This window comes from Vreelandella sp. V005 (genome assembly GCF_052645115.1).
Genome location: NZ_JBQXYA010000011.1, coordinates 99,854 through 115,044, shown reverse-complemented (window position 1 = coordinate 115,044; position 15,191 = coordinate 99,854). Strand labels below are relative to the sequence as shown.

Genomic DNA, 15,191 nt, shown 5'->3' with positions numbered 1-15,191 from the left:
CCCGCTTCGGCTTCGCCCAGGAAACCAATGATCTGTTCTTCGCTGAAACGCTTCTTCATGTCCAATCTCCTTACCCATAGGATCGGACTCTAAAGTGTAGCGCTACTCAATCAGGGGGAGACGTCGAACACACTTCAACTAAGTTTAGAGACTCTCTGTAGTAAATGGTGGCGATACGCTCTGGCAAACATATTGCCTGAGAAATATCATCACCACTACTTGATAAATATCTTGCTAAGTTTTCAGCGCTGCCTATATTTCGGCTTATTAATTTTTCAGCATATAGATGAGAAATGAAAATTAAATTATTTTTCCATGTTTTATATTTTAGGTTTCTGATCTTTGCTTGATCTATAACTTTTCGATAGTTTTTGTCTTCGTCAATGAATTCATATAAATACCCATTGCATGCTGTTATACATTTTTCAAAAATAACTGCCCCTTCAATGATGTTTTTAGTAGCACTTTTTTTAGATTTGAGGGTTTTGTTTGTTATGACCTTATATACAAGATGTTTAGTGGCTTTTTTGAATTCTCCTGACAGCCTGGAAAAAGAAACATCGAAGCTAAGTGACCACAAAATCCATTTTTCTGAGTGGTAGTAACTATAAGGTTGTCCGTTAGAATCATAAGAGATAACAATATCTTGGATAGGCTCTATTGACTTTAAGTTTTTAGTATTTGTTGTTTCATTCATTAGTAAATTTCCAGCATCAATTCAATGTCACTAGTATCTTGCCAAAGCGGGTGTGGTGTATCTAGATATTTTTGATAAGCTTCAGAATAAACAGTTGTATGTTTAGTTTTCATGCGTTCAATAATAACCTGAACAGTATTGTGCACCTTATGTATTAAGTTTGTTGGCTTTGAATTGATAGATGGCGTAGTGAGAGACTCTAATATAACATCACTGAATGATAGTAATAACCATATGTCTTCTACTTCTGCGACCACGGCATGATGCATACAACCAAAGCACTCTAAAAACTTATGACAAGCAACAAGATCAGATTCTTTTGCAATCCCTTCTTTAATTAATGTGCTTTTTATCTTAATTGATTTTTCTCCAAAGGCACCGCCGCACCTTAAACCATTGGATAATTTTTTATATTTAGTGTTTGCGCCGCTTTCTTTGATTGGATCATTGAAAACAAATGTACTTTCTTTTATTGCGTTATCTAATGGTACCCCTAGTGCAGTTTGCTCACGGATATATAGTGCTGAGGCTAGTGAAAGTTCAGTGGTTACTGGATCTCCATTAGCGTAATACTTGGATGCGGTTGCTACAGAATTGTTTAGCCCTTGAGCAACCATGAATATGCTTTCAGTCGCCCTCATTATAAGAGAGGCCTTCGTTTTTCTAAATCTTTGGTTGCTAAATGCAGGAATGCCAAAGCTATTTATGTATTTATTAAGGGAGCTAGTGTTACTGTTAGTCATTTTAGATGGCTTGTTGCCAGAAAAATTTGGGAATATATAGCCATCCTTATATGAGTTTAGTTTTTTGCTAATTCTTAGCCACCTATCAAAAAAGGTTTTACCTTTTTTGGTAAAGCCAGCTTCTATTTCATTTATTTTTCCTGATTGTCTTCTTTTGATCGTTCTAAGCTTGTAGGTTCCACGAGTAATATCTTGAAAAGTCTCTTCAGCTATATCTGATATTTTTAATTCAAGAAGAGGGTTAGAGTTTACACCTGTATGTAAACTGGTGATGAAGTATGCTGCTCTAACTAAGTCAGTTTTCCATGTGCTACAGCTGTTTCTATAGGTCGTATGTCTTACTGAGCTACCGTTGCTTATGAATTTATAGGAGCCATCTTCATTTTTTTCAGTGTAAAGTGGAAATGTTGTTGGGGTGGTATCGTTCTCTAAATGTTTTGCGTAATTATTAAAGATGGTGTAAAGAGCTAATGCTATTTTCTTAAGCTCATCGTCTGTGTATGGCTTTGTAGGCTCACTGTCTGATGGGAAAGCTATGAATATATATTTACATTGCTCATACAGCTCGATATCTAGCTCTTTTAGCAACGATTTAATAGAGTTCTGGCGAGAAGATAAGCTTTTTCCTTTTATACCTTTTTCATATAGTTTTGTTAGCTCGTTAACATATATGGATATGGAATCATGGCAAAAAGTGTCGTTAATTCCTTCAGAGTCCATTTTTCTTATAAATGATACAGTTTCTCGAAATATATTAATCTTTGTTCTTTCAGTTTTATCCATACCATGGATTGCATTGCAGATTTTTACTGCCAACTCTCTTCGATTGGCATCAATAAGATCAGTCTGATGCTTAGGCTTGTTTGTACGTCTTTCTTCCATTGAAAGAATTGGACATCCTTTATAAAGAAGGCGCACAAAATTGGCCGTGCCGTGTCCATCAGTGATAAACCTATCCTTCAAGTTTATGCTGACTACATTTTCAAAATTTGTTTGTCGTGCTGCCGATGTTTTTCTTTTGCTTTCTTTTAAAAAAGCCATTAATGTTCACCGCTCTCAAGAATTATGTCTGTGGCTATTTCATGAATCTCATTAGCTGTAACTACCTCCTCTGAAAGCTTGAGATAGCCCAGTAGTGTGGCTCTGCTTTTGTGCCCCATCACTGACTGGAGATAGTCGAGGGCTTTTCCTTCTTTTATTCCTGAATTCAATAATTCTTTTAATCTTTCAACAGCATAGGTCGAGCGTAAATTATGAAACTTATGGCTAAAATTTGGAAGCTCGCTTCTAATGGCATTTCTTAGCTCACCCCATCGTGCATCAATACTTTTAGGTGAATATGGTTTGCCTAGTTGGTTTAAAAGCAGTGGGGGGCCATACTTGTCTTCAGTATTACTTTCCTCATATAGCTTTCTGCGCTGTATGTATCGAGCTGAGTTTGTGTACTCGTAGATTCGCTGCATCAATTCAGAAGTAATTTCAGCTATCCTTACCGTACCATTTTTAGTCGTCACGCCTCGCCTTGGGTCAAGGTTCAAACCATCGGCGTTGATTAGGTATTTCTTTGTCAGTTGTTTTGAGTTGGGCTTGTAGATTGCGTTTATCCGAATGCTTATGATTTCTGATCTTCTCAATCCACAGTACCGACTTAGCTCGATTGCAATTTGGAACTCCTGCGATAGCGCAACTGTCTTTGTATTATTGCTTCTATTAGAAACTCCAGTTTGAAGCTCCTTGTAGTATTTTTCAGCCACGCGCCATTCCTGATGGTTCATTGGGAGCAGTTTGCGTGATAGTCCATAATAGCTCGTATCATTTGGTAGCTTTAATCTTAGATCAGTGGTGTCGACATGAATCAACTTGTTTCTCATGTACTCATGTGAGCCACTCGTACTGACTTTGACTATCTCATACTTAAACGGCGGGTGCTCAAATGGATGATTTCTAGCTAGATAGAATTTATAAAACTTGATCACTATACTCATATAGCTGCTGGCAGTAGATCTAGCTATATTTCCGTTTTTATACGCTTCACGCAAATGCTTCTTAAACCCATAGGTAGGTCTTTTTCTCAGGGCGGCAGGCATAGTGTCCCAAGTAATGCCTATATCTTCAAGGAAGGTAAAGTAGTGGAGCAATGCTTGTGCTTGAGTGTTAACCGCTTTCTTACGCAAATTGGCTTTTAAATGGATCAGCCAAATATTCGCGACTCTAATGCTGCTACCGTCTTCCTTGTATAAGAGAGGAAGTTTGCCTAGAGAATTGCCAGATCTTTCAAAGCATATTGATAGCTCTCCGGTGGACCTATTAATCTCTCGTTTAATTGGCTGATCTACAACAAAGTCAGGAATTTCCCATAGCTCTATGCCCACATGACCACCCATGCTGTTATTTCACTATTTCATAGATTGTAAACGTAACAATCGCTTTCAATAGAAAAATCGTAACAGTGCGCGGTCGGGGTCGCCAGCATGCACGACATCGGTGGCTTGCTTGATCAGCTTTCGTATCACCGCGAGTTGCCCACGTGCTTTTGGGCGCGGCATCAATTTCCATTGCAGCGGCACGATGGGCAGTCGGTCCAGTCGCCACTGCTTATCGGCGGGGTCGTAAGCTTCTGGAGGTGCTTGCTCCAATAAGTGGCCGAGGCACCAGGTGACCGTTGTGTCACCACATACCATGGCGCCATCCTGGCGTTTACCCGTCCCTGGGAGCGCGCTCGCAATGGCTTGGGCGAGGCTGGGTTTTTCGGCAATTATCAGGCGCATAGCAGCGAAGCCTTCATCGTATCCGTTGATGGCGCCTATGGTAGCAGACGGCGCCCAGCATTGGCGTCAGCGGGAGCTGCTCAATAGAGTGATGCGGTAAATGGTTATTGCTGTTAAGTTGTATAGATTGTGTATAAATATTTTTATTAATAGCAAGCGGTTTGATAGCCATGTGCTTGGTAAACGCTTTGCTGGTTAAGGGGCGTCAACAATGCGCGATCGAGGCAGAACACGGCGTTTAATGGGCTTGGGCGCTCGCACCGGTGGGGCTTTGCTGAAAACGCGGCTGGGCGGTCAGGCGGATTGGCGCGCTTTGGGCGAAGCGTTGTTTGAAGGGCTTTCAGAGCTTAAAGGCCCCGCCATGAAGCTTGCCCAGATCATGTCTCAGTGGGATGACTTGCTGCCCCCTGATCTTGCCGAGGAGCTGGCCCGCCTACAGCGCCAGGCCGAGCCCATGCCGTGGCCGGGTATTCGGGAGGCGTTGGAATTACAGTATGGCGACATTGATCACTATTTTAGTCAGATTGAAGAGCGCCCATTCGCTAGCGCCTCAATGGGCCAAGTTCACCGAGCGACGACCCACGAAGGTGAAACGATCGTTCTCAAGGTGCAATACCCAGGTCTTGCCGATGTGTTAGAAAGCGACCTGATACAGGTGCGTCGCATCATGCGCTTGGGCCGCTGGTTCAAAGTGCCGCAAGCACGTCTGGATGCGCTATTCGAGGAACTCGCCGAAAGCCTGCGCGGGGAGTTGGATTATCACGCCGAAGCCGCCGCGCTAGCGCGCTACCGTGAGCGTTATCAGGATGATCCGAGGTTGGTGATCCCCGAACCGCTGCCCGCGCTTTCCGGCCAGCATGTGTTAGCCATGCGCTATGTGCAGGGCACGCCGCTGCGTGAACTAGCAGAGGCTGATGATGCCACGCGCCAAGGGATCGCGCAGGCATTGGCGGACTGGATTACCCAGGAGCTGTTTACTCACGGCGAACTGCACGCGGACCCCCATGCGGGCAATTTTGCCGCTGATGCTGAAGGGCGGCTGGTGATTTACGATTTAGGGGCTGTCATTAGTGTGCCAGAGGGGCGCATTAAGGCAATGATGCAACTGCTCGACGCCACGCTAAAACACGACCCCATGGGAATGGATGAGGCGCTGATGCAGATGGGCGGACGCCAGGGGCAGGGGGCACCGCTGTCTCTCTATCGGGAATCTGCTGAGTGCATCGCCCCGTTGTTTGCACCGGGCGAACAGGATTTCAGCGATGTGCGGGTGCATCGTCAGTTACGCGAATTGACTCCGAAAGTATGGGCGGCGATGGATCGCCTGCAGCCACCTGCGGATACGCTGCTGCTTTCACGCGCGTTGAACGGCCACTACTGGAACTTAGTTCGATTAGGCGCGCGATTGGATATGTATGCGCGCACCTTACCGCTACTAGCGCGTGCCTACTAACGAACAACCGATTGCCGCTGCGATGCTGTCTGCCTTCGTGATAAACTATGTCGCTTTCATTTTAGTCATGGTTATTGGCAGACATCGTTTAACGCAGTGGAGACGGCAATGCTGGCGGTATGGGTCGATCAACTGCTGGGATTCGCCTCCGGGGCACTCTCGGCAATCAGGCAACAAGAACACTATCCGGATTTTATGACCTGGGTGCGCGCTAAGGGGGCGGAATCCTTCGAAGGCGATGTATCCATGGCGCAGGCGCTGGCGCCGGTATTGTGGTCGCAAACGCCCCTGGAGCGGCTCAGTTTCGCCTGTGAGCCCCTGGCCACGCCGGGCCGCAATGAACCGTGCTGGTGTGATTCCGGGCGTAAATTCAAGCAATGCTGTTACCAAGTCGAATTTCCCACCGACATCCCCGAACAGATGATGTGGATGCTTTCGCTGCGGGAATGGAAAGGCACCACCCTGAAAGCGGCGCTGGATAGCCAACATGCACCGCCTCAAGCGCTGCTGGAAGCTGGCCTTATCGCCGCCGAAAGTGGCCAGACGGGGCGTGCAATGCAAATTCTCGAATCGCTGTTTGATGGCAGCGACTGGTCACGCCTGCCCGAGCAGGCCGAGCCTGCCTTTGAAATCCTATTGGATATTTATCAAGAGCGCGGCTTCAACCGCAAACGTGCCGACCTGCTTGACGATGTGATGGAGCGCGGGCCGCTGTTTCTGCGTGGCGTAGCCCTTGAGCGTTTGTGCTTGATGCACCTTGATAAAGATGATTTGGACAGTGCTCGGGGCGCTTTTGTCAAAGCCCAGCAGGCACTGCCCGATTCTCCCACGCTGGCTTACATTGAAGCCATGTTGCTATTGCATGAAGGCCACGAGCAGGAAGCCAAAGAGCGCGCTAACTTCTGGTACCGCCGCCTTTTACGCCAGGGCGAACTCGATGAAGACCAACTGGATTTTCTGGCCGCGCTAGCGGAAAATCCGGGTGCGACGCTTGCGGATCAACTGCTCAGTGCGGAAGAGGATCTGGCCACACCGCTGGTATCACTTCAAGCGTTGCTGGCCGCGTTGCCCACTGCCCCCAAAATCGATATTCAAGCCGACCCTGACAGTGACCGATTGCTTTACAACACCAGCGCGCGTGAAGCGACGCTGTTTGCCGCTTGGCATGAACAGTTTCAGGTGCTGGTGGATGAAGACGTGGCGCTGGGGTTTCGTGACGATCCCTGGGGCAATGCCATTGAGTGGATGTCGGCCCTGTGCTCTCACCCGGAGTGGTTGGATGCTCCCCAGGTGGTGCAGGATTTGACACTGGCGCTCACCAGTCGTTTTGGCAGCTTGCCGTGGATGGCGCCGAGTTTGCTGGAACCCTTAGCGCTGCGCCTTTCCCGGTGGTTGGAGCAGGCCCGTGCCGAAGGGGATGGCAACCTGTGCTGGGACGATGCGGATAACGCTATTTTGCTGCGCACCGGCTTGGCGTTAGTGGTGGGCATGGAGCGAGGCGCGCGTCAGCACTCCCGCGAACTGGCCGAAGAGCTGCTGCTGATCGACCAGGAAGATAGCTTGGGGTTGCGCGAACTGGTGCTGGATCAGTTGCTGCGCGATGACCGAAACGAAGAAGCCTTGGCGTTGGCGGAAGAGAATGACGACGACGGCTCGCTGGTGCTTGGTCTGTTGATGGGAAAAACCTTGGCGCTCTATCGTTTGGAACAGCGTGAGGCGGCCGAGACCGCCCTTGGCGATGTAGTTGGCCATAATCGCTATGCTTTAGAGCTCATCTGCGCTGAGAACCCGCGGCCTTCCATGCCCCACCCGGATGGCCAGGTTGACCCTGGCTCACGGGCAGAAGCCTGGCAGTACCGTACGCTGATGCGCGATCAGTGGCGCACGACGACAGGTGCCCTCGACTGGCTGGAAGCGCACCGCTAGCCGAAATGATTAGCGCTTGCGCTTGCCCCTGGCCATTTAACGTGGCTTAGGGGCAGGCACTAGCTGCTTGTCTCGGCTGATCCAAATCGCCAAAAGTATGGCCGGTAGCCCCAGCAGTGTAGCGATCACAAAAAAGCTCGGGTAGCCCTGGGCCGTAACGACCAGCCCGCCAAACCCGCTCAAAAACTTTCCTGGTAGCGTCATTAGCGACGAAAACAGCGCGTATTGTGTTGCGGTATAAGCCCGTGACGTAAGGCTGGAAAGAAACGCGATAAACACCGCGCTGGCCAAGCCATTGGCGAGGTTGTCGCCAATAATCGTGACCACCAGCATGGGTAACTGGTTGCCTACCACGGCGAGGGCGGCGAACAGCAGGTTAGTGAGCATGACTAGCCCCGCACCAAAAATCAGCAAAGGGCCGATGCCATAACGCGCCACAAAAAGCCCGCCTAACATGCCTCCAGTAATGCTCATCGCAATACCAAATATATTGGTCACGTTCGCAATCTCAGCCAGCGAAAACCCCAAATCTATGTAGAGCGGGTTTGCCATGGAGGCCATGGCCAAGTCACTGATTCTAAAGACCGCAATGAAGACCAAAATCCATAGTGCTTTGACTCCGTAGCGGCTGAAAAAGTCGGTAAACGGGCAGACCAGTGCGCCGATACTCCAGGCGCCCAGGCGGCGTATCATCTTAGGTTTGCCGCGGCTGGCGCGAATAAAGGCGCGTACGCGCGGCTCGTGGATAAGCTGAATAGAGAGCGAGGCACGTTTGGGCTCAGGGCGTAGTAACACGGTCAGCACCCCAATACTCATTAGCGCTGCCATACTGAGATATGCCACGTTCCACGAGGCGGAGGCGGCGATATAAAGCGCCCCCGCGCCAGCGGCCAACAGGCCCCCCCGGTAGCCAATAATATAGGTAGAAGCCATGGCGGCCTGGACATCATCGTCGGCGGACTCAATGCGGTAGGCGTCAATGGCAATATCCTGGGTGGCTGAGCCAAACGCCACCAGCAGCGCAAACACGGCAACCCAACCCAGGTTACCCACCGGGCTTAAACCGGCGAGCCCCACCAAGCCGGCCGCTATCATCCCTTGCGCTAATAGCATCCAGCCACGGCGCTGGCCGAAAGCACGGGTCATCAGCGGTAGCGCTAACCGATCAACGACCGGTGCCCAGAAAAACTTGATGGAGTAAAGCATGCCGATCCAAGCGAAAAAGCCGATGGCCGCCACTTCTACGCCGTCACTGCGCAGCCAAGCGGAAAGCGTCGAGAACACCAGCAGAAAGGGCAGGCCAGCAGAAAAGCCTAAAAACAACATGGTAATCACCGGCGCACGACAATAAACAGCCAGCGCAGCAAGCCAACTGCGCTGGGGGGTGGGGTTGGGCATTAAGCGCTACTCCTGGGAAAGACGTTAGCAATGGCCAAGTGGTAAACTAGGGTATGTTTTTATCACAATGTTTTATCACAACGCCGACAGCTTACCGGAGAGGAGTTTTCCATGTCGATTACGGCGCATCAGGTCGTTACGCTGCACTATGTTCTTCGCGATGTGCTTAACGATGGCAGTAGGCAGGTACTGGATGATTCCCAGGCGCGCGATAAACCGCTGGAGTATCTACACGGTCACGACAATATTGTCCCCGGATTAGAGAGTGCGTTGGCGGGCCAAACCGCTGGTGCCGAGCTAAGTGTGCAATTGATGCCTGCTGATGCCTACGGTGTGCGCAATGAGGCGCTGGTTCAGGAAGTCAGTCGCGGCTCCTTTGGTAACGCTGAGTTGGTGCCCGGTAGCCGCTTTCAAACCGAAGGTGAAGCCGGGCCACAAATCGTCACCGTACTGGAAGTAAATGCTGATCGCGTTACCGTGGATACCAACCATCCGCTTGCCGGACGCACGCTTAACTACCAAGTCACTATTTTAGAGGTGCGTGATGCCACCCGGGCAGAACTGGCCAAAGGCCATCCGCTTCCGCCGGGCACCGAGCATAGTAAAGTGGAAGACCGCAAAGTGCTCTAAGCGCTTTCAGCGGCAAAAATTGACGCGCAACAACTTTCTACTCAGCCGCATTCCCGCGCCCCGCGTAATTTGATCCAGGTCAGCATTCTTCTGCCGTTGAGTGGCTAGTATGGGCTCATACATCACGGCGGGAGAATTCACCATGTATTGGGATGACACAGTTGTATTCGGCTTGGCTAGCGTCGCTTTGGTTATCGCTTTTATGGTTGGCTGGGTCGGCTTCGTCATTCGAGATCATCTGCGTAAAGATGAGCGCAAGAAATAGCCGATCTGATCCGCATTAACCTTGTCAGGGGAGGGGGTTTGCGCGCTTAGTAAGCCTCCTGTTGCCAGCCTTATTTGGGCTGACTTTTCCAATTCTGCCCACAAAGCCCTCTACCGAGTGAAAGCGGTCGGACGGGAGGCTGGCGGGGTTACTGAAGACGCATGACATCGCCGTGCATAGGGGCTAGCCTGCCCAGTAATTCATTGCGATTTCCCAGGGCAATGCCTTCCTCTTCCATCGCGGCGTCAAGGTGTTCTACCAACCGATTAAAGTGGACATCCGTCAATCCCATGTTTTGGTGGGCACGATCCATTGGTGGGCCTTCATAACGGCACGGACCGTCGCTGACATCGCATAGTTTGCTTGCCAGTGATTGGGCAAAAAAGTCGATGTTGGTGTTAGCAAAAAAGCCCACCATATCGGCGTCATCGGCAATTCGGTACAGGAAGTTTTCGACAACCGCATCGATAGTCGTCGCGCCACCCAAGCGTTCATAGAGCGTTGTAGAGGTAGTCGGCGCTGTCGATTGTTGCGCGCAGCCCATCATTGTTAAAGACACCACTGCAAAGAAGAGCGCTATTAACGGACGGCGTGAAAATGTGATTCGTGGTTGAATGGTCATGGCGTTCCGCTTAAAAAGCTGCTTGAAGAGAGAGATAGCCGCCGCGCTGAGAGGGCAGGCCAGCAATATCGCCTAAATCGAGCCATGCGCCCGTTAGCGATAGGTGCTTATTGAAAAAGTAGGCACTGTAGAGACTCTGCCAATCGTCCTCTTTGGCCACGCTTAAGTTATCGGGTTTCTGACGATACTCAGCGCCCATCACCCAGTTAGGTGTGATAAATAACCCCACGCTTCCTTCCGCAACCCAGGTGCGGTGACCCTGGTCGCCCCCGAAACCGAGTAGGCCACCTTGGTTGGCGTCAGTATTACGTAGGGTGGCGTTGAGCAGTACGTTGCGTCCCGCCACTGCACTAAATAGCAGTTTGCTCGCGCTCAGGTAGACGTCGGTGCCGTTTATATCGCTGGCGCCCAGCGCGGTGGGGATGGCACCATCAACGAGCCGTTTGTGCTGAATTCCCATGCTCCAAATACCCCAGGGGTGGTACAGGACATCGCCCCATAAACGTAATTTAGCGCCATAAATATCTTGGCCCAGCTCGCCACCCAGCGTTTCTAAATCAAGCGTTTGACGCGCGATAGAAAGCTCTGCTCGATCATAAACATTCAGGCTAGCGCCGGTGACCGTTAGCCGATAGTCATCTACCCAGGCGCGCGACGCAGATGCGGTAACGCCCATTTCTTGCTCGCTTGCCGTGCTGGCCAGCACTGCCCATGGTGACAAGCCGCCGCCTGCTGCGCCTTCGATAGCGCTCACTCCCCCGGTGCCTAAAATGCGGCTACCGGCAAAAGAAGGGGTGGAAGCAAGCGCTAAACAGATCGCTAGGCAGCCGCAAAGGGACGGCCGCAAAAGCGAGGGGGACGGTGAAAAAAAAGGTAGCAATGACTTCATGGCTTTCTCAGCAGGGTCTTTATGATGGACGACATAGGGTGGGGTAATGACAGGGTTGTAAAATTATCCAACCAAGCGGGGATGTCATCAGCGGGCATCGGTTTAGCAATCCAATACCCCTGTAAATAGTCACAGCCAAGCTTACTTAATAACTCGGCGCTGGCGCGATTCTCGACCCCTTCGGCCACTAAACGCAGGCCTAAACTGTGACCCATTTCGATGGTTGAGCTGACAATGGTTAAGTCGTCTTTTTGGGAGTCAATGGCCAACACGAATGACTTGTCAATCTTGAGTTCATCCACGGGCAGTCGTTTGATTTGCGCCAGGGAAGAGTAGCCTGTGCCGTAGTCATCAATGGCGATACGCAACCCTAATTGGTTGAGTTCCATCAGTGTCTTCATCGCAGCATCGACATCCTGCATCACGGCACTTTCAGTGACTTCGATACTCAGGCGGGCAGGCGCCAAGCGATAGCGTTCCAGTAAGCTGGCTACGTAAGCGGCTAATTGGCGGTCTACCACGTCACTGGCGGAGAGGTTAACGGCAACCGATAAGTGGTAACCACGTTGCTGCCAGTTATGCAGCTGAGCGCAAACATTGGCTAACATCCAATGGCTAAGCATGCTGATACTTCCCGAGCGCTCGGCTAAACTAATGAACTCATCGGGTGGCACAAAACCCAGCGATGGGTGACGCCAGCGCATCAACGCTTCGCACTGATCGACACGGCCGTTACGGGTGTCTACTTTGGGCTGGTAGGCCATCCAAAGTTCACCGTTGCCCACCGCGTCCTGCAGGTCTCGAATCAAGGTGAGTTGACGCAAGTGGTGCTCGTCCTGACCCTCTAGGTAGCGTTGGTGTGAGTGCCGGTGACGACGCGCCATGTCCAGTGCTATATCCGAACGCCGAAGCAGCAGTTGCGGGCTGTCGCCATGCTCGGGATAGTTGGTTTCACCAGCTGAAATGGAGGGCGTAATGGGAGATTTATCGAGATCGATCGGGTGATGCAGCGTAGTAAACAGCCGGGTTCGCCAGGCAAAATCACTTCTAGACTGATTGAGGAGCAACAGTAGCTCATCGCCATCCAGCCGGTAGGCAGTGCTCTCCGCGTCATCTAAATGCTGCAAGCGCTTGGCGAGTGTGACCAGCATATGATCCCCCAGGGCATAGCCAAAGGTGTCGTTAATGTCACGAAAGTTATTAATCGCGATTCGCAACAGGGTAAATGGATCGCCGCGTTTGATTAAAAGGCTAATATCCTCTTGCGCGCTGATGCGATTGGGAAGGTCGGTGAGCATGTCGTGGCGAGACTGGTGATGAAGCGTTGACTCGCGCTGAGCGATGCCTTCCTGCATGGCCATTAGGGTAGATGCCAGCAGCCCGGTCTCGCTGCGCCCTGTACCGACCGGTATCTCAGTAAAACGCTCTCCGCGCCCAATGCGCTGCGCCGCTTTCGCCAGCAATATGAGTGGTTTGCTCATGCTTCGCGCACTCCACATGGCAACCAAAATGGTAAACACCAGAATTAATGCAATGATAGCCAGTAGCTGCCACTGTAATGAGCGATAAGCACCCAGAAGGTCATTGCGCGACAGTTGCAATAACGCATAAGTTTGATTGGCATCATCGGCATAAAGCAGGCTGGCATAGGAGAGATACTTTGCATCCGGGGTCATTTGGCTGCTCGACAAATATTCCCCCTGCATAAGCTCATCACCATTCCCGCTCATTAATCTCATGGCCAACTGTTCTTGGTGGGAGCTGGCGAGGTAGCTGATGTCACCATTATGGCGATAGTTGACCACGCTTATATCAAGCCCCGTCAGCGCATTGATCTCTTCAGTGACCGCCTCACTGATTAAAAAACCCATACCCACCCAACCAATCAGATTGGGGGCGCGCACGGGTAGCAAGGCAAATTCATACGGTTCCCCCTCGGCGATGACTACGCTCACCGCTTCGCCTTCTTGGCGGGCTCGCTCAAACAGTTGGGGGAATGGCATCGGACTATTTTGGGCGTGGTGGCTGCTAGCCAAAATATTTCCATCCAGGCCGCTGAGTAAGACGATATCAGCCTTGGCTCGATCACCATGATTGGCCAGCACGGAATAGAGTGTCTCCGTATCCTGAGTCGAAACGGCACTCTTAAAACCAAAATCATCGGCAAGGATGGAAACGTTATCACTCAACTGTTCGCCGCGTGCATCCAGCATTTGCTGTAATACGTTGGCCCCCACCTCTAAGCGTTGAGAGCCTTTGGCGATGACGTCGTTTTGGGTTGCGCGCAAAAACGCCAACCCGGTAGCCAATTGCGAGAGAATCACTACCGTAAGCAGTACTAGCATCAGGCGCGTTTGAAAGCGCATAGCGACCTCAATAAAAAACGGATCAACAACCTATAGCCATGCTGTGTGTTTAGCTGGCATCCCGAAACCGCTGCTGCAGGGGCGACAGGTTTTGCACCGGTGGTGGCAGCGCATTAAGTTCTAACCTGACTTCTAACTGGTCAGCATTGTTAATATCGCCTTCCCACCATATTTCTTGATTGTTATCGAGACGTGGATGCCAAACACGCAAGCGATGTTGGCCAGGCGGCAGGGTGGGCAGGGCCAGCATGCCTTCTGCGTTAGTGGTCGCCGCATAGGGGGCATCGCTGACCACAATAAACGCCTGCATGTGATCATGAATATTGCAGCCCAGCACGACAATGCCCGCCTGGTCGAAATGCACGGGGGGGGGCGTCTCTTGTAGGTAAAGATTTAAATCAAACGTTTTAGCGGAGGAGAATGAGTAAACGTGATGGCGAGTAGTGTCTTGATTGGGAAAGGCCACATAGCTTCCGATAGGTACTGTTAGTACTTTCGGATGAAAGGCAGCGTTGCGTTGATAGATATTCTCTTTCTCTTGTTCAGGTGGGTTTGTCTCAGCGTCATAGTAAACCTCAACGACGGCATCCTTTAGCGGTAAGCCATCGCTGTCGAGTACTGTTATCTGCGCGGCGTTGGCGGTAAGGCTAAACAGAAGCGTCGCCAGCAATACAAGCGGGCCAGTGCAGAGAGTGAGCATTTTATTGAAAAGGCGGCAGTACGTATTTTTTGTTGGCATTGAGATAGCGTTCCACATGGGGCTAGTAAAGCATCGGGATTAATAGTGAAAGGATTATGCAAGAAAGTCATTCTTTTGGCTTAACGGTAAGCCAACACTTGCAAAAAAAGAGTAAACAATGGGGAAAGAGGCACGGCAACGTGGCGCTCACTGGGCATGGTGGTTAAAGTGAATACTGAAAACGGTGTTCGATAACTACGGAGAAGTGATATGAGCACTCAAGAACCTACCACTACCTTGCTTAAACAGCAGCGGTCGCGCCGACAGGTACTAGCTAGCCTTGGTTTTGGTGCGGCGGCGCTTTACGTAGCTCCTTCTTTACTGTCAATGGGGCAAGCTGAAGCCCATGAGCGTGGGCATTCGCGTCCTCACGGTCATCACCATCAACGGGTCGGCCGGGGGCGCTCTAAGCCCAGTCATTCTCGTCCTAGCCATTCTCGCCCAAGCTATGCAAGGCCCGAATACTCTCGCCCTAATTACTCTCGCCCTAATTACTCTCGTCCTAATTATGCAAGACCTGAGTATTCTCGTCCGGACTATTCCCGCCCTGAATATTCGCGCAACGGCTATTCACGCTCGCCTTATCCTCACCAGAGAGATTCGCGGCCCTATCGTTACGATGAGCGTCCTCGCTGGGAGCGGGAGGGTGTGATTGAATTACGCATCAGCCGTTTACTCCCGCATCGCTGGTGAAA

At 50.7% G+C, this 15,191-nt stretch carries 13 protein-coding genes and 1 pseudogene; 5 read left to right on the top strand and 9 right to left on the bottom strand.

Translation table 11 applies throughout. The features are described from left to right. Window positions 1–106 precede the first annotated feature (106 nt). The 4 genes and pseudogenes from ACUN8H_RS18060 to ACUN8H_RS18045 all read right to left on the bottom strand — a co-directional run. Complete coding sequence (locus ACUN8H_RS18060; RefSeq protein ID WP_445533422.1) at window positions 107–697, bottom strand: hypothetical protein; 591 nt, start codon at window positions 695–697, stop codon at window positions 107–109. Further along, on the bottom strand, window positions 697–2,481 hold the full coding sequence (locus ACUN8H_RS18055) for a hypothetical protein (protein WP_445533421.1): 1,785 nt from the start codon (window positions 2,479–2,481) through the stop codon (window positions 697–699). The genes ACUN8H_RS18060 and ACUN8H_RS18055 overlap by 1 nt, the downstream gene beginning before the upstream one ends. Beyond that, window positions 2,481–3,824, bottom strand: coding sequence for a tyrosine-type recombinase/integrase (locus tag ACUN8H_RS18050; RefSeq protein ID WP_445533420.1), 1,344 nt, complete (start codon window positions 3,822–3,824; stop codon window positions 2,481–2,483). The genes ACUN8H_RS18055 and ACUN8H_RS18050 overlap by 1 nt, the downstream gene beginning before the upstream one ends. A gap of 69 nt (window positions 3,825–3,893) precedes the next feature. Continuing rightward, window positions 3,894–4,208 (bottom strand): annotated as a pseudogene (locus ACUN8H_RS18045) (toprim domain-containing protein); the annotation flags it as partial. Between the two features lie 211 nt (window positions 4,209–4,419). Here ACUN8H_RS18045 and ACUN8H_RS18040 point away from each other — a divergent pair. Next, the gene (locus ACUN8H_RS18040; RefSeq protein WP_445533419.1) at window positions 4,420–5,661 is read left to right on the top strand and encodes an ABC1 kinase family protein; all 1,242 of its coding nucleotides are present in this window, start codon (window positions 4,420–4,422) and stop codon (window positions 5,659–5,661) included. Window positions 5,662–5,769: 108 nt separating this feature from the next. Further along, a complete protein-coding gene (locus tag ACUN8H_RS18035) occupies window positions 5,770–7,587 on the top strand; it encodes an SEC-C metal-binding domain-containing protein (protein WP_445533418.1) in 1,818 nt (605 codons plus the stop codon). Between the two features lie 36 nt (window positions 7,588–7,623). Here ACUN8H_RS18035 and ACUN8H_RS18030 read toward each other — a convergent pair whose 3' ends face one another. Next, window positions 7,624–8,985: an AmpG family muropeptide MFS transporter gene (locus ACUN8H_RS18030; protein WP_445533417.1), complete on the bottom strand. Its 1,362-nt coding sequence runs from the start codon at window positions 8,983–8,985 to the stop codon at window positions 7,624–7,626. A 111-nt stretch (window positions 8,986–9,096) separates the two neighbouring features. Here ACUN8H_RS18030 and ACUN8H_RS18025 point away from each other — a divergent pair, with 111 nt between their 5' ends. Beyond that, on the top strand, window positions 9,097–9,615 hold the full coding sequence (locus ACUN8H_RS18025; protein WP_445533416.1) for an FKBP-type peptidyl-prolyl cis-trans isomerase: 519 nt from the start codon (window positions 9,097–9,099) through the stop codon (window positions 9,613–9,615). Window positions 9,616–9,724: 109 nt separating this feature from the next. Then, on the top strand, window positions 9,725–9,880 hold the full coding sequence (ccoM, locus tag ACUN8H_RS18020; RefSeq protein ID WP_445533415.1) for a cytochrome c oxidase subunit CcoM: 156 nt from the start codon (window positions 9,725–9,727) through the stop codon (window positions 9,878–9,880). A 148-nt stretch (window positions 9,881–10,028) separates the two neighbouring features. Here the strand turns inward: ccoM and ACUN8H_RS18015 are convergent, their stop codons facing one another. From ACUN8H_RS18015 to ACUN8H_RS18000, 4 genes are read right to left on the bottom strand one after another with little or no spacing between them, the layout of a single operon-like run. After that, the gene (locus ACUN8H_RS18015) at window positions 10,029–10,502 is read right to left on the bottom strand and encodes a group I truncated hemoglobin (protein ID WP_445533414.1); all 474 of its coding nucleotides are present in this window, start codon (window positions 10,500–10,502) and stop codon (window positions 10,029–10,031) included. A 10-nt stretch (window positions 10,503–10,512) separates the two neighbouring features. Further along, window positions 10,513–11,391, bottom strand: a complete 879-nt coding sequence (locus tag ACUN8H_RS18010; protein WP_445533413.1) for a DUF3034 family protein — start codon at window positions 11,389–11,391, stop codon at window positions 10,513–10,515. Further along, a complete protein-coding gene (locus tag ACUN8H_RS18005; protein ID WP_445533412.1) occupies window positions 11,388–13,757 on the bottom strand; it encodes a putative bifunctional diguanylate cyclase/phosphodiesterase in 2,370 nt (789 codons plus the stop codon). Before ACUN8H_RS18005 ends, ACUN8H_RS18010 begins: the two co-directional genes overlap by 4 nt. 49 nt (window positions 13,758–13,806) lie before the next feature. After that, window positions 13,807–14,496 (bottom strand): Cupredoxin, encoded by a 690-nt coding sequence (locus ACUN8H_RS18000; protein ID WP_445533411.1) that lies wholly within the window; start codon window positions 14,494–14,496, stop codon window positions 13,807–13,809. A gap of 210 nt (window positions 14,497–14,706) precedes the next feature. On the opposite strand from ACUN8H_RS18000, the gene ACUN8H_RS17995 reads away from it, so the two are divergent. Then, complete coding sequence (locus tag ACUN8H_RS17995) at window positions 14,707–15,189, top strand: hypothetical protein (RefSeq protein ID WP_445533410.1); 483 nt, start codon at window positions 14,707–14,709, stop codon at window positions 15,187–15,189. Window positions 15,190–15,191: the final 2 nt, after the last annotated feature.